This window comes from Neobacillus mesonae (assembly GCF_001636315.1).
In the GTDB taxonomy this organism is placed as follows: Bacteria; Bacillota; Bacilli; order Bacillales; family Cytobacillaceae; genus Neobacillus; species Neobacillus mesonae.
In genome coordinates, this window is sequence record NZ_KV440949.1 from 136,793 (window position 1) to 163,702 (window position 26,910).

Here is a 26,910-nt window from a genome sequence, read left to right on the forward strand (position 1 = left end):
TTATTAGCGCTCTATCACTATTTATCAGACGGTCCCGACAATAGAATCCAAATTTATGGCACATAAATAGTAAAATATTTTGACATATTAATAAAAATAAGGTAAATTAACTTATGTACGAACGATCTTTTTAAAAATAAATTTATTATTCGTGTTTAGGAGTGTAATTTATGGATAATGTTTTTGATTACGAAGATATTCAACTGATTCCTGCAAAATCTGTGGTTAAAAGCCGATCTGAATGTGATACAAGTGTTAATTTTGGAGGGCATACCTTTAAATTGCCAGTAGTACCTGCTAATATGCAGACCATTATAGACGAAAAAATTGCCACCTTCTTAGCCGAAAACGGTTACTTTTATATTATGCACCGTTTCCAGCCTGAAAAACGAATTGATTTTATAAAAGACATGAAGGCCCGCGGTTTAATCGCTTCCATCAGCGTAGGTGTTAAAGAAGGGGAATACGATTTCGTTAAGCAGCTTGCCGAAGAAAACCTTGTTCCGGAATACATCACCATCGATATTGCCCACGGACATTCCAATGCCGTCATCGAGATGATTCAGCATATTAAAAAATACCTGCCAGACAGCTTTGTTATTGCCGGAAACGTCGGAACTCCGGACGCGGTCAGAGAATTAGAAAATGCCGGTGCAGATGCAACAAAGGTGGGCATTGGACCTGGTAAAGTTTGTATTACAAAAATCAAGACGGGATTCGGTACCGGCGGCTGGCAGTTAGCAGCACTAAGATGGTGTGCAAAAGCAGCCAGCAAACCGATTATCGCCGACGGAGGAATCCGCACACACGGGGATATCGCTAAATCCGTACGCTTCGGTGCTTCCATGGTCATGATTGGTTCCTTATTCGCAGGCCATGAAGAATCTCCTGGCGAAACGATTGAAAAAGACGGCAAATGCTATAAAGAATATTTCGGTTCTGCATCTGAATTCCAAAAAGGCGAACGAAAAAATGTCGAAGGTAAGAAAATGTATGTAGAACATAAAGGGGCTTTAATGGATACGTTAATCGAGATGGAGCAAGACCTGCAATCCTCGATTTCCTATGCCGGCGGCCGAAAGCTGCAAGATATTCGCAAAGTAGATTATGTCATCGTGAAGAATTCCATTTTTAATGGCGATAAAATCTATTAATAACCAACTAGGAGCGGGACCTAACAAGCCCCCGCTCCTTTCCATGTTTAAAAAAACATAAAAGCCAGCTTCGAAACGCCGACTCAATGTAACTAAAAAAACTCATTTCAAAATCTCTTTATAAAACTCCAATCTTTCCTTTGCAGTTTCTTTAAAGATAACTTCCACACCACAATCAATAAACTGATCAACTGGTTTGCCGTTTATAACTTTCAATGCCGTTTCTACACTGAGGTGTCCCATATCATAAGGGTTTTGACCTATACTCGAGGAAATCACTCCATCCTCAATCAATTTCGCCATATCGGAAATTCCATCCGTTCCAATCACCGGAATGGTAATGTTCTCGTCTCGTAATTCTTTAATTACAGGAATCGCCGTAAGATCATGGTCCGTGATGACTCCCTTAATATCGGGATTAGACTTAAGAATGTTCAAGATTTCTGTGCGGACAACCTCCTCAACATCGGGAACACCCGTTTTTTCTGCAGCAACGATGATTCCTGCGTCCTTTAAGGCCATTTTAGCACCATTTACCCTCTCTCTAAAAACCAAGGAAGACATGTCACCGCCGATAATGGCGACCTTATTTCCGGGATGAAGCTGTGCGCTCATGAGTGTACCAGCCATCTTCCCTAATTCAATATTGTCGGCCCCAACATAGGCAGCTTTGTTGGGCCATGGTTCATTTTGATCCACTAAGATGACAGGAGTATGATTGTTCGTAAACTTATTCAATATCGGAATCACCGATTTATCAATTGGTGCGACCATGACAACATCAGGGTTTTGTTGATAAACCGTCTCTAGCAGCTGAATCTGTTCTTCTGCAGTCTCTTTAAGGGGTGCCATTACTTTGCCGTCAATGCCTAGTTCCTCGAAGGCATTTTCGGCGCCTGCCTTCACAATGTTCCAATATTGGATCTCTAAGTTTTTCACCACTACAACCATCCTCGGTTTTTCATGGGCAGCTGTAGAAGAAATAAAACTAATAATTAAAACCATAAAAGCCGCTGCAATCAGCCAAATAGATCTTTTATTTTTTAACAATTCCCCCTACCCCTCTTCTTTGTTCGGAATGAAGGGAAAATGAATTGAAAATACGGTTCCCTTATTCCCAGTGGCAATATCGATTTCAGCCTGGTGACGTTTTGCTACACTAAAACAAATGGCTAAGCCTAAGCCTGTTCCCTTCTCCTTTGTCGTGAAAAAAGGTGTTCCAAGCTTTTCTAGTATTTCGGGTTGAATGCCTTTCCCTTGATCCTTAATTTCTAAAATCACTTTGTCTTGCTTTGTATAGGTTTTAATGGTAAGCTGTCCATTTTGAGTCATAGCATCAAGTCCATTTAGGGCAACATTTAAAATAAGCTGACGAATTTCTTTCTCATCGAGCAAAATATCCGGACATTCATGTAAATCCAGCTTTACATATTTCCGGGAACGCAGTGCTTCAGCTTGTATCAATGGTGAAATGGCTCCGAGGATGGAATTTAAATTTTGTCTTTTTTTCATACTGATTTTATTTTTCGCTAAATTAAGAAATTCGGAAATAATGGAATTTGCCCTGAATAATTCCTCCAGCATTAAGTCGATAATCTCTGTGGATAAAAGCTCACTGTTATTCCTGGCGATTTGTAAAAATCCTTGAACTGTCGTCATTGGATTTCTAATCTCATGAGCAATTCCTGCTGCCATCTCACCAATTAAGTTCAATCGGTCTAAGCGGGCCAGCTGCTTTTCTAAATGAACTCGATCCGTCACATCTGTTAAGACAAGGAGCATACATGGCTCAGAAGCGATATCAATAATTTCCGTGGATAGCAGTCCCTCTCGTAGCCCTCCGTCCTTCGTTTTATAGTGAATTTTCTTATTCAAGTGTTTTTGATCGAATTCAATCGGCTTCCCTGTTGATTCGTCAATAAAATCCGCTGCATTTATTTTTTTATTAACTATTTCTTTATTTTGATAGCCAGTAAGGGTGACCCAGTAGGCATTCACTTCGATTATGATAAAATCCTCGATTGAGCATATTGCCATTAAGCAAGGACTGGAATCAAAGATTTTTCGAAATCTTTCCTGAGAACGATACAAATGGCTTGCCATTCGTTTCCGTTCAATAATTTCTTTATGCAGTTCCTCATTTGCTTTGGTAAGTTCAAGTGTTCGTGTCTCAACCATCTTTTCCATTTGATCAAACTGCAATTTCTGAGCCTGTTCCATTTGCTTTCTAGTGGTAACATCACGAATGGTACACACATAGATCTTATGCTGCTCAACAGTTGTTTCACCAATTAGAATATCCGCATGAAACCAGCTGTCATCCTTCCTGTAGACAACGGATTCCATTACCTTCCCTGCATATTGTTTTATGCAGCTTAAGGATGCTAGATAGGATTCCTCGGAAGTTCCTGCTCTCGTTTCGTGCAAAAGTACACAAACATGCTTGCTGATTAATTCCTCTGGATCATACCCAAACATAGTTTGGATGGCCGGATTTACCGAGAGAATCGTCCCTTGGTCGTCGAAGGTAATAATCGTATCAATGATGGTTTCACCAATAACCTTTGCGAGCGCCTCCGTTCGCCGTAAATTCAAGGCCGTTCTATCTAATTTTTTATTCAATTCCTCGGTTCGTTCTTGTACGGTTTGAAGCTTGCTTTCTTCATTGTTTAGATGAATTTTAACAAATTGCTCAATTTTCTTTTTTAATGTTTCTGGCTGAAACGGTTTGAAAATATAATCAACTGCCCCGACCTCATATCCTTGAAGGACATGCTCCATATCCTGACTAATTGCCGTAATAAAAATGATCGGAATATGCTTTGTTTTTTCCCGTGCCTTGATGAGTTTAGCGGTTTCAAATCCATTTAAACCGGGCATTTGCACATCAAGTAAAATGACGGCAAAATCCTGCTGCAGCATACGTTTCAATGCTTCCTTTCCGGAGTTGGCCCGAACAAGATGATAGTTTGGCGACATGAGTACCGCTTCCAACGCTAAGAGATTTTCCGGATGATCATCAACCATTAAAATATTGACCTTTGTAGGGGAAGAGCTATTTAACCTTTTGATAGAGTTTTTCGGATGGTTCGAATTCCCTGTAACAATTTCCATAACTAGTAAACTTCATCCCCTCTCGCTGCCCCAGACCTAAAAACCCAGATAGACTGAGGCTGTCGTATAGTAACTTATGAACTTGATTTTGAAGCTCTCTATTAAAGTAGATGAAAACATTCCGGCAAATGATTATATCAAACTCATTAAATGATTGATCTGTTACTAAATCATGCTGTGCAAACACAATATTTTTTTTCAAAAAAGAATGAAATAATACTTTATCTTCGATCGCCTTGTAATATTCCGAAAAGGACCTTTTGCCCCCGGCTTCCAGGTAATTTTTTGTATAGAGCTGCATGACATCTAATGGGAAAGTTGCATACTTTGCCTGTTGTAGAACATCTTTATTTAAATCAGTAGCAAAAATACGGCATTTGTCATAGATCCCTTCTTCATAAAGAAGGATCGCCATCGAATAAACTTCCTCACCAGAAGCACAGCCGACGTGCCAGATTCTAATTTCGGGATAGTTCTTGATGATTGGGATAATTTTTGTTCGTATTGTTTTAAAAAATAATGGATCTCGAAACATTTCTGTTACGTTGATAGAAAAATCGGAAAGTAGCCTCATCATCGATTCGGAATTTCGCAAAACCTTTTCTTGCAGTGCCGAAATACTAGACAGGCTTTCCTTGTGGACTCGGTGGATGATTCTCCTTTTGACGAAAGGAAAGGCATAGTTTCGAAAATCATATCCGTAAAAGCGATAAACCGCCTCGAGCAGTAAATCAATTTCAATGTTTTCAATTTCTTCCATTTGTTCCAGCGTTTCGTCACCATTGACCTTTTCGACCATCATGTTCTACTTCTCCTTACTATAAAGCCAAACCTGCATTAGCGATAATAGCTGTTCTACGTTAATGGGCTTGCTGATATAATCCGTTGCGCCGGCCTCTAAACATTCTTCCCTGCTTTGCTTCATCGCCTTTGCGGTCAAAGCGATGATAGGTAACGCTTTATATTCCGGCAGGCGGCGAATTTGGCGCATCGCTTCAAACCCATCCATTTCAGGCATCATAATATCCATTAATACGAGATCCGTATCTGGATGATTCTGCAGCACCTCAAGACCTTCCCGGCCATTTTCCGCCACAATAATTTCCATTTCATAGATTTCAAGGGCGACAGTTAAAGCATATACATTACGAATATCATCATCTACTATTAGAACCTTTTTATTTTTCAGATTTGATTTCGTCCGTTGATTAATAGGGGTGATATCTGTATCTGACTCCTCGTAAAGACTGATGGCCGCTTCCTCAAAAGCTAAATTACCGCCTGATAGACTTGGCTCTCTGTATGGCAAATACAATGTAAACGTACTTCCTTCTCCTTTTGTACTCGCTACTTCAATAAAGCCATCCAATAATAGAGCAATTTCCCGGCTTATTGAAAGTCCCAAGCCAGTACCGCCATATTTACGGCTTGTGGTGCCGTCTGCCTGCTGAAACGCATTAAAGATTACTTTCTGCTTTTCTTGGTCAATGCCAATTCCTGTATCTATAACAGAGAATGCAAGCATGGACATACGCCTTGGATTTCCTTTAGCGGAAGCTTCATTAATCTCCTTCAGCACCTTCTCAACCTTTAATGTCACACTGCCGTTCTCGGTAAATTTAAAGGCATTGGAAAGGAGGTTTTTCAAAATTTGCTGTAACCGCTGTTCATCTGTTTGAAAGCTTCCAGGTAAACTTGGGTCCAGCTCCATCATAAATCGAACCTGCTTTTGGTCCGCAAACGGAGTAAACTGCTGCTCAATAAACCCTAGAACATCACAAAGTTCCACTTCTTTCGTGTTAATATCCAATGTACCCGATTCGACTTTTGCCAAATCCAACACATCATTGATTAAATGGAGCAGATCATACCCGGAGGAGTAAATCGTCCGAATATATTCCTCCTGTTTTTCTGAAAGATTTCCTTCCTTGTTTTCAGAAAGGATTTTGGCTAAAATAAGTAAACTATTAAGCGGTGTTCTTAACTCATGCGACATATTGGCCAAAAACTCCGATTTATATTGTGAGCTGACCTCGAGCTGCTGGGCTTTCTCCTCAAGCACACCCTTTACCTTTTCTATTTCTTCATTCTTGTGTTTTAATGCATCATATTGTTCCTCTAGTTTTTCATTTGTTGTCCTTAGTTCTTCCTGCTGCAGCTGAAGCTCTTCTGATTGAGCTTGCAGCTCTTCCGTCAATGTTTGCGATTCTTGCAATAACTTTTCTACCTTTTCATGGTTCAAAATCCGATTGATCCTAATTCCTATATTGTCCAATGTTGCCTCGAACAGCTTTAACTGCAATGGATTAAAGGTCTCAAATGAGGCGATTTCCATTACTGCCAAGACTTCATCTTCATTTTGAACCGGTAAGATGATGATATTTTTAGGGGGGCTTTCCCCCATTCCTGAGCTGATTTTCAAGTAATCATCAGGGACATCATTTAACAGGATTGGACGCTTTTCCAGAGCACACTGACCAATCAGGCTTTCACCAAACCGATAACGGCTGTCGTTATTTGAATCATCCATGATGGCGTAGGAGGATATTTTTTTAAAATAATATTCCCCGTCCTCCAGTTCCTTCATATAAAAAATTCCGCAGCTGGCACCTGCCATTGGTACCAGCTTCGATATGAACAATTCCGCGAGTTCCTGGACATTTTCTACCTCAGGATTGATGGTAGCGATATCGGCAATTTTCCCATTCAGCCAGCTCCCCGCTTCCGCCTCTTCTTTCAGCTGTTTCTCTAGCAAACTATGCTTCTCCAGTGCATCAGCCATTCTATTAAAGGAAACGGCAATTTCTCCCAATTCTCCTTTCGCCGATATCTCAATTCGAGGTATCGATTCAAAATTACCGGTTGCCGCATTCCTCATTACATCTGTAACTTTGTTTAAATTATTTGTCACGCCTCTAATAATCCAATATGTAAAACCAATCCCGATGAAAAGAGCAACGGCCAGATAAATGTAAATCATTGTAACAGCTAAATTGTACGTATCTTTTGTTCTGAAGAGTTCACTTTTCAGCTTTTGCTCCTGCAATACAGAAACCAGATTGGCAATCTGCAACATTCTATTTCTTGTTAGTTCCGCCTCCTGCCAGAAGGATTCCGGAAAATCAAATTTTTCATTCATTTTTTTGGCGGCCAAAGCTTGCTGTCCCATATTCTGATAGGATTGATGCAATGTTTTATATTTAGCGAGCAGCTCCTGTGCTTTTACCTCCGTGTCCATTTGCTGCAGCGATTCAAGTGCCGCATGTATATTCGTTTGTGATTCTTCCCAATCATGTTCAGCCTTTAAATGAGCTTCATCATAACGATCCGTTACAATCAACCCCAACTCTAATCCGATTCTAGAAGTCTCGTATTTCATCACGGAAGCCTTTTCTATTCTTTCATTTAAGCCATTCACCACATCATTCATTTTCACAGTTGTCTGTTCAAGCATGTTTAATAAAATGACGGCAATAATGAGAATAAACAACAATAAAAAACCAACACTCGTATAAAGCTTTGTTTTAAGTTTCATATTTCCTCCATCTCATCATCCGGTCAGCCGGTTTTCTACATTATGTATGATGTCCAAAAAAACCTTGGAGCAGTGCTCAATTTCGTTAAATATCAAATCTTCAAATTTATCAGTAAACTATATTATTGCATTTATTTTACTTAATATTATTATTATCGTCCACATAATATTTACTTCTTTTCGTAATTCCTTTCATTCTCCCCTTAATCATATCTTAATTTTCAAGTAAAGAAACTGTAATACTATTCTATCTTTTCATCTCATAGAAATAGTGACTAAACAAGCTATCATCTAGGAGGAAAAGAGATTGAAAAAAATAATTCTAGCGCTTACAGTAGTAATATCGATTCTATTTGCTTCACCAGCATTCGCTTATACGGTTAAAACCGGGGATACAATGACAAAGATTGCAAGGGAAAATAACCTGACATTAGAGGATTTGGCAAAAATGAATCCGCAAGTTAAAAACCTTGATTTGATATATGTTGGACAGACTATACATATAATGGAGAAAGAGGCTGAAAAAGCAAGGCCGAAAGTAAAAATGGTCACAGGCTATTCGGTTTCCGAGCTCGATCTACTTGCGAGATTAGTAAGGGCGGAGGCGGAAGACGAGCCGTATCAAGGTAAGGTGGCAGTTGCCTGCGTGGTGCTTAACCGTGTCGAAAGCAAAGCGTTTCCAAACACAATTAAGGAAGTTATCTATCAAAAGAGGCAGTTCCAGCCCGTTCAAAATGGACAAATCAACAAACCTGCGAATGATGATTCTATTAAAGCTGTACAGGAAGCATTGAAAGAGAAACGCCAGATCGCCGGCGATTCCTTGTTCTTCTATAATCCTGTCATTGCGACCAGCCGCTGGCTCGATACTAGAAAGACAACACTTGTCATTGGCCGGCATGTATTTAAAAAATAAGCCCAAGCAACGAACGGAAAAGGTGATTATGAATGAAGGACATGACATTTAAAGCATTTGCTGTCACGAATGAAATTGATTTAAACAAAATTGCGGTTCATTGCGGCATCCCTAAAAAATTCACCTGGGAGCAGCCGTTGATTTTGAAAGGAAGCGTTCTATCAACCATCTTCGGAAAAAAAATAGAAGACTCACAAATGGTTTTGGTTTTTTCATTCGGCAGTATCGTCTTTATTAATCTTTCCCACCCGGAAGAGTTTCTTACCTTTTTAAAATATATCCATACCTTTGAACCTGACCTTGACATCAAAAATAAAGACAGATACACGGATGATTACAGCCTTCACATTCAAAAAACGGAAGCCCTCCAGCTGACAGACGAATATGTCGTTGTCCCAGAATTTGAAGATTATTATCCTGAATTAATCTCCACCGTCATTGCCAAATCAGTGGCGCTGGAAAAAACAGAAGAACAGCTGGGGAAAATTCACGACAAGCTCGAAACGATGATTGACCGGCTGGAACGCGGCAAACTGCGGATTGGTAATAAGGAGCTGGCCAGAACAACGGCGAAGATTGTCCGCCATGAATATAATACGCTAGCCTATATCATGATCCTCGATAAGCCTGATATTACCTGGACAAGCAGTACGGCGAATGATTTTTATGACCAAATGACAGAATTCTTCGAGTTAAATGACCGTTATAAAATTTTGAAAAGTAAAACGGACATCTTATATAACATCATGGATGGTTTCTCGACCATCAGCCACTCTATCCGCGGACTATTTGTTGAATGGATCATTGTCATATTGATTGCCTTCGAAATTGGCTTAACGATCTTGCAAATACTAGGATGGCTTCCATAAGCATTATGTTTCTATACAAAAAAGGACGGCCGCGGCCGCCCTTACTAAATTTAAAATGATTTATTATTACTAATCAGGATATTAGCCCGTTTTTGATTGGTGGCAATAATGTAAATTGCTGCCACTGCAATCGCTGCCGCAATAAACGATCCAATATTAAAGATCCCTTCCTGCGAGTACCAAACAATCGAATACCCGATTGACCCTGCCAGGAGCGCGTAGTAGGTAAACGGAAACAGTGTTTTGCGTATAACCGCCCCTTCCCTGCCGACGAGACCAACCACCGCTGATGCTGCGACAACGTTATGCACGCAAATCATGTTCCCGGCTGCTCCGCCGACTGCCTGCAGCGCCACAATCCATGCAGGGTCAACGCCAATTTGTGATCCAACATTGAACTGGAATAAAGAGAACATCATATTACTTACGGTATTACTGCCGGCAATAAATGCTCCAAGCCCGCCAATGAAGGTGGCAAAAAACGGCCAATACTCCCCAGCCAGTGCTGCTGCACCGTTTGCCAGTTCAATCGGCATCTTATCAAAACCGGCCGCACCGCCGCCAGTGTTGGTGAATACCTGCACCATTGGAACAGTGAAAATAAGTGCAGTGGAAGCAGCGATCGTTGTTTTCCCTGACTGTGCCCAAGCTCGTTTGTATGCGCTTCCATTCATACCGTGAATAAAGAACGTAAGAATCGAAACAAGTATGAAAATCGTCCCCGGTGAATATAACGGCTGAAAACTCGCACTAACTTCGGAGCCAAAAATATTGGAAACCTGCAAATTCCAAGCCTTCATCCAAGCATTCAATGGAAGCACTGTCAACCTTGTCAATACAAGGAATAATCCGACCAGTATGTATGGCGTCCAAGCGCGCATCATGCTCATGCTTCCATTTTTATGGGCAATATCTTTAATTTCGATATTACCGGTCCATTCCGGATCCCATTTAGATTTTTCTTCAAAATCCCATGCTTCTTCTTTTGGCGGCAATAAGAAACCTTTTTTCGCTGCCGAAACAACAATCGCCAATCCGATTAATCCGCCGGTCATCGATGGGAATTCAGGTCCTAATACATTCGCCACAATCACATAAGGAATTGTCATCGCGAATGCGGCAAACAATGCAAATTTCCAAACCTTAATGCCTTCGGTGAAAGATTTATTTTTGCCAAAGAATCTTGTCATTAGGGCTACCACAAACAGTGGAACAAGCGTGCCAGAAATCATATGGAGAATTGCCGCTTTACCGGCAATATCCGAAATAAGCACCATAAAATTACTTGCGATGCCGCTATCGGCGGATAAGCCAGTATGAACTCCGACAAGAATCGGTGTCCCAACCGCTCCGAAGGTTACCGGCGTACTTTGAATCACCATACCAGCAATAACCGCCGCCATTGCCGGGAATCCGAGCCCAACCAATAATGGCACAGCCACTGCAGCTGGTGTCCCGAAACCGGAGGCTCCCTCAATAAAGGAACCAAACAGCCAAGCGATAATGATCACTTGAATCCTGCGGTCCGGTGATATATCGGTAAAACCTTGCCGAATCACCTTAATCCCGCCGCTTTCCTGCATTGTGTTTAATAGTAAGATGGCACCAAAAATAATGAATAACAATGTTCCCGCGACGACAAGCCCGTTCACCGACGCTGCCGCCACTGTTGCCCCCGGAACCTTCCAAACAAATAAAGCAAGTCCGACCGCTACCAAGTAAGAAATCGGCATCGCTTTACTTGCCGGCCACCTTAGGCCCACAAGAAAGACTCCTACCACAAAGATGGGCAGCAGTGATAGAAACGCTAGCATTCCTGTACCCATAAAACCATGTCTCCTTCCCTTTTTTACAGATATTTTCTGATGAAAAATGGCAATGATGGCATGACTCTATTTATTATAGCATGATAAATCCAGTAAATTGGTTTATTATTTCAAAAATTCTAAATAATTAGTCGACAAGAATTTACATAAATATATCACTCCAATTTTATGCTAAACTATCTTTATGACAATCAAATAATGATAGGATGATTATTCTTGAAAAAACGCATTGTGGTATCATGGAGCGGCGGGAAAGATGGCTGTCTTGCCTTACATACTCTTATTGAACTGGGTTACGAGGTTGTTTCACTAGTGACAACCGCACCAAAAGAATTAGGCCGGACCTTTGGTCACGGTGAACGGACAGAGATGATCACATTACAAGGAGAAGCACTCTCTATACCTGTTCATTTTATCGAATGCACCTTTGATAGCTATACGGAACAATTTATCCAAGACCTGAAAGATTTGAAAAATCATTATCAAATATCCGGGATTGCCTTCGGGGATTTGTATTTAGATGGCCATCGTGAGTGGGGAGAAAAAGTGGCAGATGCAGCTGGTGTTGAAGCTATCTATCCGCTATGGACGAAACAAGAAGAAGCGCTTGAATCACTAGAAAAATTTGTGCACTCCGGCTATCAAGCGATCGTCATCCGTATCCGTGAAGATATTTTAGATGAATCATGGCTTGGCAGAATAATAGATGATTCTTTCGTACGGAACATTCAACAGACCACCAGCTGTCCGATGGGAGAATCAGGTGAATACCATACATATGTCTTTGATGGTCCCCTTTTTTCCAAGAAGATTCAATTAGGAGATAGTGAGCTGATCCAGTTAGAAACAACAAAGAAGCTTGAATTCAAAAGCATCCAATTGGTATAAAAGGTTTTGTCCTTCATTTTATGATGAAGGATATTTTTTCGGTTTCCTATCACGGTTTTGTCCTTCATCCGCCTTAAGAAGGACATTTTTTAATTAATACCGCGGTTTATGTGAAAACGTTCTCAATCCCTTTAGGACAACGAATCAATTTGAATTGCATTTATTTTTTGAAAAAAATAATTTTCATACTATTGAGTTTATTGGAATAATATTCTATAATACTTTACATCATTAAAAGATAGATAAAGAGGGGATTTTAACATGAAAACTTTAGAGCGTATCAGTCAATTTGCTGGAAATACGTTTGCGATTTGGGTGCTGGTATTTGCCTTTTTAGCATTCTTTGCGCCATCCGGTTTTACTTGGATTGCACCGCATATTTCCTTATTATTAGGAATTATTATGTTCGGGATGGGGTTAACATTATCGGGCAGCGACTTTAAAGAAGTATTAAAACGTCCAAAAGATGTAGCCATTGGCGTGGTCGGACAATTTTTAATTATGCCGGGTCTCGCTTTTCTGCTCGCTAAAGGATTACAGCTTCCGCCTGAAATTGCTGTAGGTGTTATTCTGGTAGGCTGCTGTCCTGGCGGTACTTCTTCAAACGTTATGACATTCTTGGCAAAAGGAGATGTACCTTTAAGCGTTACAATTACATCATGTACTACAATTCTTGCACCGGTGGTAACGCCTGCTTTGATTTTGTTACTAGCAAGCGAGTGGATCCCAGTCGATCCTAGCAGCCTGTTAATGTCAATTCTTCAAATTGTTATTGTACCAATTGTTCTTGGAGTCGTCATTAAGAAACTATTTAATAAACAAGCTCAGGCAAGTGTAAAGGTTCTTCCATTAGTGTCTATAGTTGCAATCGTTGCGATTGTGACGGCAGTGGTTTCTGTCAACCAACAAAATATCGCCAAGACAGGATTACTTATTTTCGCTGTTGTTATTTTGCACAATGTCCTTGGTTATCTCATCGGCTACTTATTCGGTAAACTGTTTAAGATGGATCTTTCGAAGAAAAAAGCCGTTGCCATTGAGGTTGGGATGCAAAACTCCGGCTTAGGCGCCGCCCTTGCCGCTGCTCACTTTTCCCCATTGTCTGCTGTACCAAGTGCGATTTTCAGCGTATGGCATAATATTTCCGGGCCGATTCTTGCCACCATCTTCACCCGGATGAAGGAAGAAAAAGCGGCTCCTGCTGTGACCGGAAAAACTCTAACAAAATAAGAAAAAACACCTTTGGTTTATACAATAGCCAAAGGTGTTTTTTCTTATTTTAATTGTCTAACTGACCCGTCCAAAACCGACCACCAAGGGGGACCTGAAGAGGAATCTAAATTATTACCCAATAAAAACCTTGTTACTAGTGTTTGGATTCGTCCATCATTTAACATAAGTGAGTGCATGGCGATATCAGTCCATTTTTTCTTTACTGCCAGCGTCAAAATTTTCTCCTTATAGATCTCAGCACTATCTAATGAAACAACACCATCTCCATTACCATCGGCACCTTTCGATTCAAAATTGAAGAAATTTTTTGCTCTGCCATCCGGGCTTAGCGGCTGAACAATCACTTTATTTTTCGTTTTTTCACCCTCACCTGCGATAATGAGGATTCTTTTCCTGACCTCATCCGGGAGTTCTGTTAAATTAAGCATAGCTGGATTTTGCCTATCCCAGAAAGCTTTAATCTGCCGAATCCTATCAAGAAACATTGCTGGATCATCATTCCCAATATTGGATTGCCAATGATCTGGATTAAATAGATCAAATTCCGCACCGTTTTCAAAGACAATTGCATTCTTATAGGTTGGACATAATTCATAGACAGATGGAAATGTACGGGCAATTTTTCTGAATTCATCATTAGAATTGAACAATGGAAACTTAAAACCGCCTTCGCCTGCGGTTAAAGCGATCAGTGATCTGACAGAGCCTTTAAATGGACATGCCGCCAATACCGCGTGGTCAATCACTTCATAATTCCCTTGTAACTGCTTTAAGTAGCAGCTGAAAATCATCGCACCCATGCTATGAGCAACAAAGTTGAAGGAGTTGATTCCTAGTTTCTCCTTAAGATATTCAACATAAGCGGCTAGTTGTTGGGCTGTTTCAGCGGAAGATTTTCTCCAGTCATAACCAAAAATATAAACCGGCATACTTGTCTTGTGTTCCAAAACATATACCACCTGCCGATAAGGTAAATCCTCCACATCACTTCGTTCGATGATTGATTTTGGCTTGACCTCAAATCGGCTGTCCTGCTTTAATGCCAAGTCATAAATCGTTTCATATTTGCTTTGAACACTAGACCAAATCGTATCAAAGTTTAAGGTATTCGAATTTACCAGCTTTGTTCCTTGCAAACCAGGGATTAAAATAACAGCACGAGACAAATGGCTCCCCCCCTTAAGGCAATGAATAATAATTACATACCTTTTTTTTCTTAATAATATATGAAGAGTAATCAGTTCGCTAGGTCCATTTTCCTCAAAAAAAGGAACCCGTTAATTAAAACGGCTCCCTTTTTATTTGTTGGAATCTGCAGAGTTATTTTTTTCCGACTTAAATAAATTTTTCGAAACAGCATTTAGTTTATTTACAAATCGGTTGAATCCGAATCCTACAAAGAAGGCAATGCTTATCGGTGCATATGGGGTATCGTTATAATCGGTGAACTCAATTAACAGGATTCCGCTTTTGATTAAAGTAACGGCAACTACCGCTGTTCCAGTGGCAAATATTGGATAAAAAATATACATAATCCATTTGCGATAATCGGTTAACTCCCCCTCCATGTAATGGGAACAAAACATATAAAGGTGCCTTAAGGAGCCGCCAATCGCACCGGCGAAAAAATAATACAAAAATGGTTTGATTTCAGAAACGATCGGCAGTGATTTTTCAATTATTCCCGTCCAAAGCATGCCAATCGCCAAGAAACTGCCGAAAAATAATAGGGACAAATAGGTTAAGATTAGTGCTTTTAACCATCTTTTCATATAATCCCCCCAAAAGATAATATTTTATCTTATGAGGGGATTCATCAGGTGTTTCTAATTAGCATATAAGTTTACATAACATTTTTATATTAACCTACTATTCTATTATAAATTGCCTTGGCCTGCGCAATTTCACTCGTCCCATGGATAAGCGCCCTGCCATCTTTAAAGAATACAATCCGGAAATCCTCATAGGTACAGGAAAGCAAATAAGGATTCTGAATGAGATTACAAGTAAGTTCTTTTAGCCGCAATGCCAGCTGATCAAGCGAAATCGACCGCTCCATTCCAGGCCTTAGCTGCACAGTATTCCGGCCGCACAGCACAGCGGCTTTTGTTTGATTTTCATAAGCTAAAAAAGGATATGCCGGACTGCTACCACACGTTGGACATTCCGGATTTTTAAGAGTGTTTACGTTTATCTCAGCTTGTTCACTTATCCAAATATCAAATGATTGAAGTCGGGATTCTATCTCATTCCCTGTTAGAATCTTCAAGGCTGCTGTAACCTGATAGGCTGTTACCAGCTGGACAATTGGGCTGATCACTCCAACCGTATCACAGGTTTGATTTTGAGCTGGCAGATGGTTTATTAAGCAATGAAGACATGGAGTTTTCCCTGGAATCATAGGAAACGTCATCCCATAACTGGCTACACAGGCACCAAATATAAATGGAATTCTATGCTTAACAGCCGCATCATTGACCACAAGCCTCGTTTCAAAATTATCCGTTGCATCCATGATTAAATCATGATCTTTTACCAGTTCTTCTACGTTCATTCCGTTCACGTCTGCGACAATGCCTTCGATCATGACCTCACTGTTTATTTCCCATAGACGATTTTTCGCAGAAATCGCTTTTGGCAGCTTATCCTGTACATCCTTTTCAGTATAAAGCTGCTGTCTTTGCAGATTACTCCATTCCACATAGTCACGGTCCACAATCGTTATCCGACCAACGCCGGCGCGTACAAGCATTTCGGCGCTGGAGGTGCCAAGTGCTCCGGCACCTATAATAAGAACACGAGCGTCCTTCAGCTTGGCCTGCCCGACTTTACCTATCGGAGGAAATAATTCTTGTCGAGAATAGCGGTTGGTGCTCAAGAAGTCACCATCCCCTCTTTTGGACTGCTTGCTACTGCATATTCCTTCTCTTCAATTCTGCCTGCTTCAAATCCTAGGCGTCCGGCTTCCACCGCCATTTTCATCGCCAACGCCATTTTGACCGGATCTTTTGCCCCGGAAACCGCCGTGTTTAATAACACTCCATCAGCCCCAAGCTCCATCGCGTACGCCGCGTCCTTTGGCGACCCAATCCCGGCATCAACAATGACAGGGACTGATGACTGTTCAATAATAAACTTAAGATTCAGCGGGTTGACAATACCCTTTCCAGAACCAATCGGCGAGGCGCCCGGCATGATGGCATGTACACCTAAATCTTCCAGCTTTCTAGCCAAAACCACATCATCCGACGTATATGGCAGAACGATAAATCCTTCTGCTAATAACATTTCGGATGCTTTTAATGTTTCCACAGGGTCAGGCAAAAGCGTCTTATCACAGCCGATAATCTCAACCTTAACCATATCGCATAATCCAGAGGCTTTCGCAAGCTTCGCAATCCGCACTGCCTCTTCAGCCGTTTTAGCACCAGCTGTATTCGGCAACAGTTTATATTTGCTTAAATCCAATTGTTCTAAGAAATTTGGCTGAGATGCCTCAAAAATATTCATCCTTCGTACGGCAAATGTCAAAATTTCAGATTCCGAAACACGAACGGCTTCCTTCTGAACCTCAAATGAAGGATACTTTCCCGTACCTAACAATAATCTCGAATTAAATAGCTGATCTCCAATTTTTAACATACTGTCATCCTCCTCCTACAAAATGAATCATTTCTACTTTGTCCCCATCTGCTATGGGCAGCTCTGTGTACTTGCTTTTATCAGCAATTTCATTATTCAACTCAACAATAACAATCCGATTTTCTAAATTGTAATGTTTCAATAATGTATCCACATTCTTTACATCTTCTGGAAGTTCCACTGTTCGGCCGTTTAATTGAATGGTCATTCCTGCTCCCCCTTTACACCAAAACATGGCTTTTACGGTCAATTTTAAAAGCTTTGACCCAATTTTCATTCACTTCTCTTTGTAAAATTAAATCCCTGATCATTTGCCCGGTAGCTGGTGCCAGCAGGATTCCATTTCGGAAATGACCCGTGGCAAACAAAATTCCATTATCCTCTGGATGAAAACCAATAAACGGTCTGCCATCAAAGGTCTGAGGTCTGAGCCCTGCCCAAAAGGATGCAGCTTTCATCCCTTCAATTGCCGGCAGCATCGTTTTTGCCTTTGCAATCATTTGCCCTATGCCGCCAATGCTTGGTGTTTCGCTCCAATCATTCTCGACCATCGTCGCGCCAATGACAAGTGTGCCATCATTTCGCGGGACGATATAACAATGCTCATGAAAAAGAGTGTGCTGAAGCCGTATCCCTTCCCTCCAAACAGAAAGGCATTCCCCCTTCACCGGAACGATTCGATTTTCCAAACCTAAGCTTTGAAAAAAAGAATGACTCCAAACGCCGCTTGCAATAATGACATGCTGCACCTCAAAATTGCCAGTCTGTGTCTTGACAAGATAGGTGCTCCCATTTTTTTGAATATCAATTACTTGTGTATATTCATGAATGGCCGCACCGTACATTTGAGCCCCTTGGCTAAATCCGCGGCATACAGCTTGCGGTAATACATGGACATCCTCTTCTATGTAAGCCGCCCCTACAATATCATTCGTAATAGCCGGCTCCATTTGCTTGATGTATCTACCATCCTGCCATTCTACTGTTTTTAAACCGCATAATTGGCCAAGGTCCTGTTTTTCCTTTTCATTAAATGCGAGTTTATAGATTCCACCTGCTGTTCTTCTAATATCAATCCCCGTTAACTCTTTTAATTCCTGTTCAAGGATGGAATAGGATCGCTGGCTTCTTCTGGCAAACGGATAAAACACCTCCAGATCGTCGCACTCCGAATGGGCTCCAAGCATTCCGGCAGCAGCACTCGTTGTTTTGCTGCCAATTTGCCCGCTGTCAAATACAACTGTGGAAACTTTTTCTTTGGCTAAATAATAAGCAATGGAAGAGCCGATGATTCCGCCGCCAATGACGGCCACATCATAGAATGGTTCCATTGATGATCATCTCCTTGCATGTCTTAAAATAGTGAGCTGCCGCTATTGCCGGTTCATCGGCGGAAAATAGGCCGGACATGACAGCAATACCGTCCGTCTCGATTTCGTAGATCCTATCAGGTGTGATGCCGCCTATGGCATAAACTGGAATGGAAAGCGCGTCCTTAATCTCGTAAAGTTCCTCAGGGCCTCTTGGTTTGAGTCCGGCTTTACAATTTGTCTCAAATACATGGCCGAATAATACGTAATCAGCTCCATCCTGTTCCGCCTTTAATCCCTCGTTCTTCGAATGAACGGAACAGCCAATCCGCATGAATGGAAATTTTTCTCTTACTTTTTTTACCGATAGTCCATGACCCGGTAAGTGAATATTCGGGATGCCTGCTATTAAGGCAACATCCAAACGATCATGAATGACGACTTTTCTTTTTGGAATGCCTCCTTCTTGTAACCTCTCTACTAATGTGAGCAGTTCTCGTGCAGATTTAGATTTCTCGCGAATATGGATACAATCCACATAGTTTTGTATTTGTAAAATCTTTGAAGCTAGTTCTTCCACTTGATGCCGATCATCGGTGATGGCTAAAAGTTTCAGAAGCATTCCCCTCCTTTTTGACAACAAAAAAACCACTTTCCAAAATAGGAAAGTGGTTTTGTCATGTTAATTCACCAGTTCAAAAAATAACACGCCACTTCCCTACGCAGGTACGAACCTGTTCAGGTTTTGAGGGTTTCAAAGTAACTACTCTGCTCTCAGCCCTTATCAAGGGATCCCCTAGTGAAAATTCATTTAATTTATCTGAATTATATCACAAATTGCGCTAGATACAAGATAAAAATGGAAGGTTTTGCACCAAAATAAATTTGAAGCTTGATTAAAGACATTTCAACTGCTTTTTTCGCTGTTTTAGTCTTTCAAAATTTTATATCATTTACCATCTACAATTTCTTTAAAAATTTCATAAGAACGTTTTTGTTTCTCAGGATCAAAAATATAAGATACCACCATGAGCTCATCCACTTTATATTTTTCCTGAAAACGTGACAGCTGCTCACGAATCGTCTCCTTACTTCCAATAAACGTCAATCTCGCCATAGATGCTGCTGCTTCCTTCTCCATCGGATTCCACACTTTATCCAAATTTTCAACCGGCGGCTGCAATGGCATCCGGGAATTCCGGACCACATTGAGGAAAAATTGCTGTGCCGTGCTTGATAAAAACTCCGCTTCCGCATCCGTCTCTGCTGCGATTACGTTTAAACAAACCATCATGTACGGCTTATCCAGATATTCAGATGGCTTGAACCGGCTGCGGTAAATCGAGATGGCCTCCTCCATGAACCGTGGAGCAAAGTGTGAAGCGAAAACGTATGGCAGCCCTAAACTTGCCGCTAAATACGCTGAATCTGTCGATGAACCTAGAATATAAATCGGGATATTGGTATCAGCACCAGGATAGGCTCTTACATATCCTTGCTGTTCTTCTGGCCCCAAATAAGTTAATAGTGCCTCAACATCCTCCGGAAAGGTAAACACAGAATCATTCTTTGAGCGTCTTAAAGCACTTGCCGTCATCATATCGGTTCCAGGAGCTCTCCCTAACCCTAAATCAACCCTATTTGGATAAATGGTGGCCATGGTACCGAATTGTTCTGCCACTACTAAAGGAGAATGATTCGGCAGCATCACGCCGCCGGAACCAACGCGAATACGTTTGGTCTGCTCCAATGTGTGTTTAATTAAAATGGATGTCGCCGAGCTGACAAGTGTCGGAGTGTTATGATGCTCGGCAATCCAATAGCGTGTATATCCCATTTCCTCCACGGCCTGGGCAAGATCAACCATAGCATCAATTGCTTGTTTTTGATCTTGTCCCTCGCGGATTGGCGCGAGATTTAAAACTGATACAGGTATATGAATATTTGCCATTATTTGCAAGTCCTTTCATAAAAGTTGTACATACAAATACTATCAAATTGGGCTCTGCAAATTAAAGTTTTATGCCTATGATCCTTGTTTTTGAAAAATTAGTAAAAAAATAAGGCTGCCAGTGTGGCAGCACTTTATTAATCATTATTATCTTGGGATTGTTTAATATTTACATGTTGCGGCCGTTTTGGATAATCGCTTTTCCCTGCGTCATCTGGACCGGTAAGGGTATTTCTTTGGTCTAGAACTTTTCCAGTATACTCAATGGGTCTTTGATTTTTCATTATTAACACCTCCCTCTCACAATCTGCCTTCCAATATGGTCCCCAAAAGGGTTAAAAACAATGTAGGAACCACAAACATTGTGGTGCCTACATTGTTTTAAGAAAGATGATTTTTTAAATGGTTCGAAATAAGATTCCCAAGAATTTGAACGCCTTTTTCAATTTGTTCTTCAGACTCAAAACTGTAAGAGAGGCGGAGGTATTCAATTCCTTCATCCTGATTACTGAAAAAGTATTTTCCCGGTACATAAGAAACTTTTGCACTCAGAGCCAGTGGTAACAAAGCGGAGGTATCAACTCCCGGTACTCTAACCCAGACAAAGTAACCACCCTTTGGTACATACCATGTAACCGAAGTAGGAAAAAACTTCTCCAATGACTGTATTAACAAAGTGCACTTTCTTTGATAAATCCCTTTTAATTTCTTAAGCCGCTCTTCAAGGTCAATACTCTCTAAAAAAACGGCCATTGCGGACTGTGCAAATGAATGATCTAAATCTTTTTTAAACCAGGCAAAAGCTGTTATAAACGGTCTTTCCGCAGCAATCCATCCGATCCTCATACCTGGAGCAGTAATCTTAGATAACGATCCAACATGAATAACACGCCCTTCTCGATCCAATGCCTTTAATGACAAAGGACTGACATCAAAAGTAAGCTCTCCATACGCGTCATCCTCTAAAATAAGGAAATCGAATTCTCTGGAAAGTTCCAAAAGACGCATCCTGCGTTGTTCATTCATTGTCGTACCTGTTGGATTTTGAAAAGTAGGGATTGTATAAAGAATACGCGGCAAAACAAGGCCCAAACGTTTTCTTTCAGCTAATACGGATGCAAATTCATCTACTCGAAGTCCTTGTTCATCAACCGGAATACTAATAATTTGATTAGTATAGTTACGGAAAATCTCTAATGCTTCCATGTAGGTAGGAGATTCTACTGCAACCACCACCTTTTCATCAAGCAGGGCACGTGCAATTAAATCAATGGCCTGACATGCCCCAGCAGTAATCAGTAGTTCCTCTTCCTGAACCTCCATACCACGTTCCGCTAAACGGTTCTGGATTTGCTGTTTTAATCTCGGCATCTTGGGGCTTCCAAGATAATGCAGCGGCAAGTCCTGTTCTTCCTCTAATAAAGTCGATACTGCTGCTTTAATCCCATTGGAAGGAACGAGTTCTGATGCAGGATAGCCAGAACTAAGTCGGATACAGCCTTCTGGAAGCGCAGGCATCCATTCGCCTGGCGGGTCATTCTTTAATGCTGCTTTTACGTTATATGGAAAATAAAATTCATGATTCACTTTTAAACAAACACCTTTCCCACCGAACATATATTAAAAACTAAAGATGCATAACCAGCCATTCTTATATAAACCTAGTGAATCGCCTTTAAACTCTCTTCCCTTATAAGAGAGAGTAATTCATCTTTAAATTGTGCAAATTCGACAGACCCTTTAACACTAAAATCCCTAGGTCTTTCCAAAGTAATTGGCACCTTTTTCTTCAGCCTGCCGGGTCTTGCGGTCATTACATATACCGAATCGGCCAAGAAAATAGATTCTTCCACGTCATGGGTAATAAATAATATCGTCTTCTTAGATTCCTCCCATGCTTTTAACAGGACTTCCTGCATGATATTTCTTGTTTGAGCATCTAGTGCTCCAAACGGTTCATCCATTAAGAGAATTTTGGGCTCATTGGCTAGTGCACGGGCAATCGCAACTCGCTGCTTCATACCGCCTGATAATTGAACTGGGTAATGCTTTTCGAATCCTTCCAATCCAATTAATTGCAGGTAATGGCGCGCGACATGATCTCGTTCTCTTTGGGGAACGCCCTTTAATTTCAAACCAAAAGTAATATTTTCTTTCACCGTTAACCACGGATATAAAGTATACGATTGAAACACCATTCCCCGATCTGGTCCAGGGCCGCTGACTGGCTTTCCATCAATCAATACCTGTCCAGAGGTAGCTTCCTCCAGTCCTGCAGCAATACGTAATACTGTTGATTTGCCGCAACCGGACGGACCTAAAATAGTAACAAACTCCCCTTCACTGACTGAAAATGATGTTTTTTCTAATGCTGTCGTTTCGCCCTTTTTCGTTTTGAAAACTTTTCCAACCTCTTTTATTTCCAGTTTAGGAGTTTTTCCCTCGGTTGCTTCTTTTTCTGCTTTAACTGCTTCTTTCGTCACCATTTTATAACCCCTCCTTTCTCATCCAGGAAAATGAAGCCCGATAAATTGCTTTAAAGATCATATCTGTTAACAATCCAAGTAATCCAATAACTAAAATTCCAACAATAATTTTATCTGGCTCAAGGAAACGGGATGCCTGCATTATCATGTATCCTAATCCGCTTGAAGCCCCAACAATTTCCGCTACAACTAAGTAAGTCCACGCCCAGCCAAATGTAATTCGAAGCGTATCAACAATTCCAGGTAATGCTGCTGGAAAAATTACTTTTGTAAAAAGCTGTGCTTTCTTTGCTCCTAATGTATAAGAGACTTCAATTAATTCATTTTGAACATTCTTTGTTACATCCATAATCATAAGCGTAAGCTGGAAAAACGTCCCCAGGAAAATGACGCTCATTTTCTCTGACTCGCCTAGACCAATCCACAAAATTAATAATGGTATAAATGCAGAAGCTGGCATATATCGGATAAATCCAATAATCGGTTCAAATGCACCTTCCATAATCTTTAACGATCCCATTAAAATCCCTAATGGAATACCAACAATCGCTGCAATGAGAAATCCCGCTAAAACCCTCGAAAAACTAATGCCAATATCTGATAAAAGATTTCCATTCACGAATAAATCAACACCTGTATCCAGTACTGCCGTCGGTGTCGGTAAAAACAGAGAATCAACAATACCGCCATAAGTTAATACTGCCCAAATTGCTAAAAATAAAAGAAATGTTACCAAGCCGGCTGTACTATAAAGCTTTTTTGGTATTTCCTTATTAGGCGTCAATAATTTTGTAAACATTTCACTCACCCAATCTATCAATCTCTTAAAAAAGCCTAGTATATGAGAATTAAAACGGACTCATATACCAGGCTCACAACCTATAAAAATGACTTCTTCCTATTGGAAGTTCGGATTAATTACTTCTTCTACTTTTGGTTCTGCTTTTATAATTTTCTGCTCTTTATAAAACTTAATGGCATTTTCAGTTGATTGATAGATAGAACCTTTGCTGCTTTCTGTACCAAATAGCTGTTTGTTGTCCTCTTTTGTTAGGAATTTCAATCCAGCTTCAGTGGCTACAAATTCTTCCTTATCAATTTTTAAACCTTTTGCCATAATCTCGTCTGCTTCATCTTTATGCTCTCTCCAGTAATCCATCGCTTCACCCATCGCTTTAACAAATGCTTTTACATCTTCAGGGCGTTGTTTAATAACATCCTCTTTAAAGCTGACAGTATCAACAATAATTCCTGGCAGATCTTTTGTTGTTAATAAAACTTTTCCATTTGCTTTTGACCCTTTTGACAGCCATGGTTCCCAAGTTACCGCAGCATCTACTTTTCCCGCTGCAAAGGCCGCACCGGCATCCCCTGCAGACATTTGAATAACTTCAACGTCCTTTTCAGTCAAACCGCCTTGTTTTAATGCAGTTAAAGCTAGCATATGACTAGTAGAACCAACTTCAAAAGCAACCTTTTTACCTTTTAAGTCCTTCACATCATTGATGTCGTTCTTAACGAGAATCCCATCACCGCCATGAGAATCATCCAATAACCACACAACTTGTACTGGGATTTTAGAAGCAGCCATTGATACTTGAACATCCAAAGCCGTTGCCATGCCGTCAATTTTTCCGCTGGCTAATGCCTGTTTCCGTTCACCTAAACCTTCAACGATGGAAAGCTCAACATCCACCCCATTTTTTTCAAAAAAGCCCTTTTCTTTTGCTAAAAATAATGGACCATACCCAGTCCATGTTGGCAATGTTATTTTTAATGGTTCGGCTTTCTTTTCTTCTTTTGTACCGCTAGAAGCCTGATCCTTCCCACATGCCGCTAATGCTAACACTAGCATGAATGAACAAATCGTAACGAGCCATTTTTTCATGAAAATATCCCCCAAATTTTTTAATTAATACGATTTAACAAACATTCCGGAACCAATTTCGTCAGCCTGGCGAACTGAAGTAACCACCATTTCAGGTGTAACATCAAAAGGCATATTCGCCATATCCTCTATTGTAACCGTAATTTCCCCTAATTGTTTCCATTGTCCATCCGTTAAACCATTGATCCCCATTTGTTTCAACGTGTATGGCAAACCAACATTTTGATAATAGTTTATTAATGACCTTACATCTTCCTCCCACGTACCTTCCATACACAGTTGAGCTAGAATTCCAAAGGCAACGATTTCCCCATGATAGGTTTGATGAATTTCCGGAAAGATGGTTAGACCTGAATAAATCGCATGGGCTGCAGCTGTCCGGCAATCATCACCGCCGTAGCCGCTGACACTGCCGCTGACTAAAATGATCGCATCGATGATATCCTCTAACTCTTTTGTTAAATGTTTATCTTGGATGGATTGAACGGACGCTTTTCCCGATTGCAGCAGGGTTTGATATAATTGGGCTGCAATGGCAATCGCCGTCTGGTTGATTGCATTTGGTACTGCTTTTTTTACCGAGCATTTCGTTTCAAACCATTTTGCTAATGTATCACCCATCCCTGCAATTAAATAGCGGACAGGTGCATTTAAAATAATCGTAGTATCTACTAATACCAGTTCCGGTACTTTTGATACTCTTCCAATTTCGATAAACTCCCCTTCATCATTGTAAAGAATACAAATTGGGGTCGCTGCAGCACAGGTAGCCGCTATAGTAGGAATGGCAACTAGCGGTTTATTTAAACGATATGCAACCGCTTTGACAGTATCCAATGCCTTGCCGCCGCCAGCTGCAATCAGGACATCAAATGTTTGCGTTTGTAAATGTTCAACTAAACTATCAATATTGGTTTGGGAGGATTCTCCTCCAAACCATAAGGAATCTTTCAATGTAACTCCATGGTCCGCAAAGCTCTTTTCAAGCAGCTCTTCGACAACTAGTCTTCCTGTATTTCCCCCCACCAGTACAGCCTTGGTACCAAACTTTTTTATGTATAGACCAGCATCCGATAATATCCCTTCTTTTCTAATATACTGCCCTGGTCCGACAATTAGCTTCATCCTTCATACTCCCTCTCACGATGCATAAATATAAGTAATATCCTATTAATATAAATGTTTGACTATTTCATGTCAATATATTGTTTAAATTTTCTTAACACATTATATTTTTAATATTTTAATCAATTATTAAGATTATTATAATTGGCATACTTCTCCAATTTAATTTGTAAAAATTCAATACTTAAGTTAAAAAGCACAATAAAAAAAAGACAACCATTACTGATTGTCTTTTTTGTTTGCCCGGCAGCGTCCTACTCTCACAGGGGCGCCTGCCCCAACTACCATCGGCGCTGAGAAGCTTAACTTCCGTGTTCGGTATGGGAACGGGTGTGACCTTCTCGCCATCACCGCCGGACTATAATATTTGAGGTTCATTCCCTCAAAACTAGCTAATACAGATGAAGATTGGTAAGAATGAGTTCGCTACTATTTATCTAATTGTCTAGCTCCAGCGTCCAGCAACTAGTGTCCTGCGGTCTTTTCCCTACGATAAGTCAACATCGATTCGCTTACGCTCATCGTGGTTCCTTTATCTCAGTACAAGCCCTCCAGGACATACGTTGCTAACCGGCCGCTTACGGTTTTCGATTTTGGTTAAGTCCTCGATCGATTAGTATCAGTCAGCTCCACATGTCACCATGCTTCCACCTCTGACCTATCAACCTGATCATCTTTCAGGGATCTTACTAGCTTGACGCTATGGGAAATCTCATCTTGAGGGGGGCTTCATGCTTAGATGCTTTCAGCACTTATCCCGTCCGCACATAGCTACCCAGCGATGCCTTTGGCAAGACAACTGGTACACCAGCGGTGCGTCCATCCCGGTCCTCTCGTGCTAAGGACAGCTCCTCTCAAATTTCCTGCGCCCACGACGGATAGGGACCGAACTGTCTCACGACGTTCTGAACCCAGCTCGCGTACCGCTTTAATGGGCGAACAGCCCAACCCTTGGGACCGACTACAGCCCCAG

Annotated in this window: 24 protein-coding genes, 2 rRNA genes and 1 riboswitch (1 of these 27 running past the window's edge); of the genes, 5 read left to right on the top strand and 21 right to left on the bottom strand. The window is 40.9% G+C overall.

Features of this window, described 5'->3' with window-relative positions:
* Positions 1–170: 170 nt before the first annotated feature.
* Entirely contained in the window at positions 171–1,154 is a 984-nt protein-coding gene (gene guaC / locus A6749_RS00630; protein ID WP_066383519.1) for a GMP reductase, read from the top strand.
* A 102-nt stretch (positions 1,155–1,256) separates the two neighbouring features.
* Here the strand turns inward: guaC and A6749_RS00635 are convergent, their stop codons facing one another.
* Genes A6749_RS00635 through A6749_RS00650 form a run of 4 tightly spaced genes read right to left on the bottom strand, consistent with a single transcriptional unit; the run spans position 1,257 to position 7,803 of the window.
* Positions 1,257–2,204: a sugar ABC transporter substrate-binding protein gene (locus A6749_RS00635; protein WP_066383521.1), complete on the bottom strand. Its 948-nt coding sequence runs from the start codon at positions 2,202–2,204 to the stop codon at positions 1,257–1,259.
* A gap of 6 nt (positions 2,205–2,210) precedes the next feature.
* Positions 2,211–4,268, bottom strand: a complete 2,058-nt coding sequence (locus A6749_RS00640; RefSeq protein ID WP_153042986.1) for a PAS domain S-box protein — start codon at positions 4,266–4,268, stop codon at positions 2,211–2,213.
* On the bottom strand, positions 4,210–5,067 hold the full coding sequence (locus A6749_RS00645) for a CheR family methyltransferase (RefSeq protein ID WP_066400567.1): 858 nt from the start codon (positions 5,065–5,067) through the stop codon (positions 4,210–4,212). The genes A6749_RS00640 and A6749_RS00645 overlap by 59 nt, the downstream gene beginning before the upstream one ends.
* Positions 5,068–5,073: 6 nt before the next feature.
* Positions 5,074–7,803 (bottom strand): response regulator, encoded by a 2,730-nt coding sequence (locus A6749_RS00650; RefSeq protein ID WP_066383527.1) that lies wholly within the window; start codon positions 7,801–7,803, stop codon positions 5,074–5,076.
* Between the two features lie 307 nt (positions 7,804–8,110).
* Here A6749_RS00650 and A6749_RS00655 point away from each other — a divergent pair, with 307 nt between their 5' ends.
* Together A6749_RS00655 and A6749_RS00660 are read left to right on the top strand one after the other, a co-directional pair.
* Positions 8,111–8,719: a cell wall hydrolase gene (locus tag A6749_RS00655; RefSeq protein ID WP_066383531.1), complete on the top strand. Its 609-nt coding sequence runs from the start codon at positions 8,111–8,113 to the stop codon at positions 8,717–8,719.
* 32 nt (positions 8,720–8,751) lie between these two features.
* On the top strand, positions 8,752–9,588 hold the full coding sequence (locus A6749_RS00660; protein WP_066383534.1) for an RMD1 family protein: 837 nt from the start codon (positions 8,752–8,754) through the stop codon (positions 9,586–9,588).
* 50 nt (positions 9,589–9,638) lie between these two features.
* On the opposite strand, the gene A6749_RS00665 is transcribed toward A6749_RS00660, so the two are convergent.
* Complete coding sequence (locus A6749_RS00665) at positions 9,639–11,414, bottom strand: L-lactate permease (RefSeq protein ID WP_066383538.1); 1,776 nt, start codon at positions 11,412–11,414, stop codon at positions 9,639–9,641.
* 216 nt (positions 11,415–11,630) lie between these two features.
* Between A6749_RS00665 and A6749_RS00670 the strand changes: the two genes are divergently transcribed.
* On the top strand, positions 11,631–12,302 hold the full coding sequence (locus A6749_RS00670) for a Dph6-related ATP pyrophosphatase (protein WP_066383541.1): 672 nt from the start codon (positions 11,631–11,633) through the stop codon (positions 12,300–12,302).
* A gap of 261 nt (positions 12,303–12,563) precedes the next feature.
* A complete protein-coding gene (locus A6749_RS00675) occupies positions 12,564–13,532 on the top strand; it encodes a bile acid:sodium symporter family protein (RefSeq protein ID WP_066383549.1) in 969 nt (322 codons plus the stop codon).
* Between the two features lie 44 nt (positions 13,533–13,576).
* Here A6749_RS00675 and A6749_RS00680 read toward each other — a convergent pair whose 3' ends face one another.
* The 16 genes from A6749_RS00680 to A6749_RS00750 all read right to left on the bottom strand — a co-directional run.
* Positions 13,577–14,701, bottom strand: coding sequence for an alpha/beta hydrolase (locus A6749_RS00680; RefSeq protein WP_066383550.1), 1,125 nt, complete (start codon positions 14,699–14,701; stop codon positions 13,577–13,579).
* Between the two features lie 132 nt (positions 14,702–14,833).
* Positions 14,834–15,307 (bottom strand): hypothetical protein, encoded by a 474-nt coding sequence (locus tag A6749_RS00685; RefSeq protein ID WP_066383551.1) that lies wholly within the window; start codon positions 15,305–15,307, stop codon positions 14,834–14,836.
* Positions 15,308–15,396: 89 nt separating this feature from the next.
* Positions 15,397–16,413 carry a ThiF family adenylyltransferase gene (locus A6749_RS00690; RefSeq protein WP_066383552.1) on the bottom strand — a complete coding sequence of 339 codons (1,017 nt, stop codon included), beginning with the start codon at positions 16,411–16,413 and terminating at the stop codon, positions 15,397–15,399.
* Complete coding sequence (locus tag A6749_RS00695; RefSeq protein ID WP_066383555.1) at positions 16,410–17,177, bottom strand: thiazole synthase; 768 nt, start codon at positions 17,175–17,177, stop codon at positions 16,410–16,412. Before A6749_RS00695 ends, A6749_RS00690 begins: the two co-directional genes overlap by 4 nt.
* A 4-nt stretch (positions 17,178–17,181) precedes the next feature.
* A complete protein-coding gene (gene thiS / locus A6749_RS00700) occupies positions 17,182–17,385 on the bottom strand; it encodes a sulfur carrier protein ThiS (RefSeq protein WP_066383564.1) in 204 nt (67 codons plus the stop codon).
* A 13-nt stretch (positions 17,386–17,398) separates the two neighbouring features.
* Positions 17,399–18,508: a glycine oxidase ThiO gene (thiO, locus tag A6749_RS00705; RefSeq protein WP_066383567.1), complete on the bottom strand. Its 1,110-nt coding sequence runs from the start codon at positions 18,506–18,508 to the stop codon at positions 17,399–17,401.
* Positions 18,492–19,103, bottom strand: a complete 612-nt coding sequence (gene tenI / locus A6749_RS00710; protein WP_066400570.1) for a thiazole tautomerase TenI — start codon at positions 19,101–19,103, stop codon at positions 18,492–18,494. Before tenI ends, thiO begins: the two co-directional genes overlap by 17 nt.
* Positions 19,104–19,185: 82 nt before the next feature.
* A riboswitch (TPP riboswitch) is annotated at positions 19,186–19,295 on the bottom strand.
* A gap of 141 nt (positions 19,296–19,436) precedes the next feature.
* Complete coding sequence (locus A6749_RS00715) at positions 19,437–20,438, bottom strand: LLM class flavin-dependent oxidoreductase (protein ID WP_066383577.1); 1,002 nt, start codon at positions 20,436–20,438, stop codon at positions 19,437–19,439.
* A 137-nt stretch (positions 20,439–20,575) separates the two neighbouring features.
* Complete coding sequence (locus A6749_RS28270; RefSeq protein ID WP_161487102.1) at positions 20,576–20,722, bottom strand: hypothetical protein; 147 nt, start codon at positions 20,720–20,722, stop codon at positions 20,576–20,578.
* 97 nt (positions 20,723–20,819) lie between these two features.
* Positions 20,820–22,025, bottom strand: coding sequence for an aminotransferase-like domain-containing protein (locus A6749_RS00720; RefSeq protein ID WP_066383579.1), 1,206 nt, complete (start codon positions 22,023–22,025; stop codon positions 20,820–20,822).
* A 74-nt stretch (positions 22,026–22,099) separates the two neighbouring features.
* Positions 22,100–22,924, bottom strand: a complete 825-nt coding sequence (locus A6749_RS00725; RefSeq protein ID WP_066383582.1) for an ABC transporter ATP-binding protein — start codon at positions 22,922–22,924, stop codon at positions 22,100–22,102.
* 1 nt (position 22,925) lies between these two features.
* Positions 22,926–23,723, bottom strand: a complete 798-nt coding sequence (locus tag A6749_RS00730) for an ABC transporter permease (RefSeq protein ID WP_066383584.1) — start codon at positions 23,721–23,723, stop codon at positions 22,926–22,928.
* Between the two features lie 99 nt (positions 23,724–23,822).
* Positions 23,823–24,812, bottom strand: a complete 990-nt coding sequence (locus A6749_RS00735; RefSeq protein WP_066383586.1) for an ABC transporter substrate-binding protein — start codon at positions 24,810–24,812, stop codon at positions 23,823–23,825.
* Between the two features lie 24 nt (positions 24,813–24,836).
* The gene (locus A6749_RS00740) at positions 24,837–25,937 is read right to left on the bottom strand and encodes an iron-containing alcohol dehydrogenase family protein (protein WP_066383589.1); all 1,101 of its coding nucleotides are present in this window, start codon (positions 25,935–25,937) and stop codon (positions 24,837–24,839) included.
* Positions 25,938–26,178: 241 nt separating this feature from the next.
* A 5S ribosomal RNA gene (rrf, locus tag A6749_RS00745) occupies positions 26,179–26,295 on the bottom strand.
* Between the two features lie 235 nt (positions 26,296–26,530).
* Positions 26,531–26,910: ribosomal RNA gene (locus tag A6749_RS00750) — 23S ribosomal RNA — on the bottom strand (it continues 2,557 nt past the right edge of the window).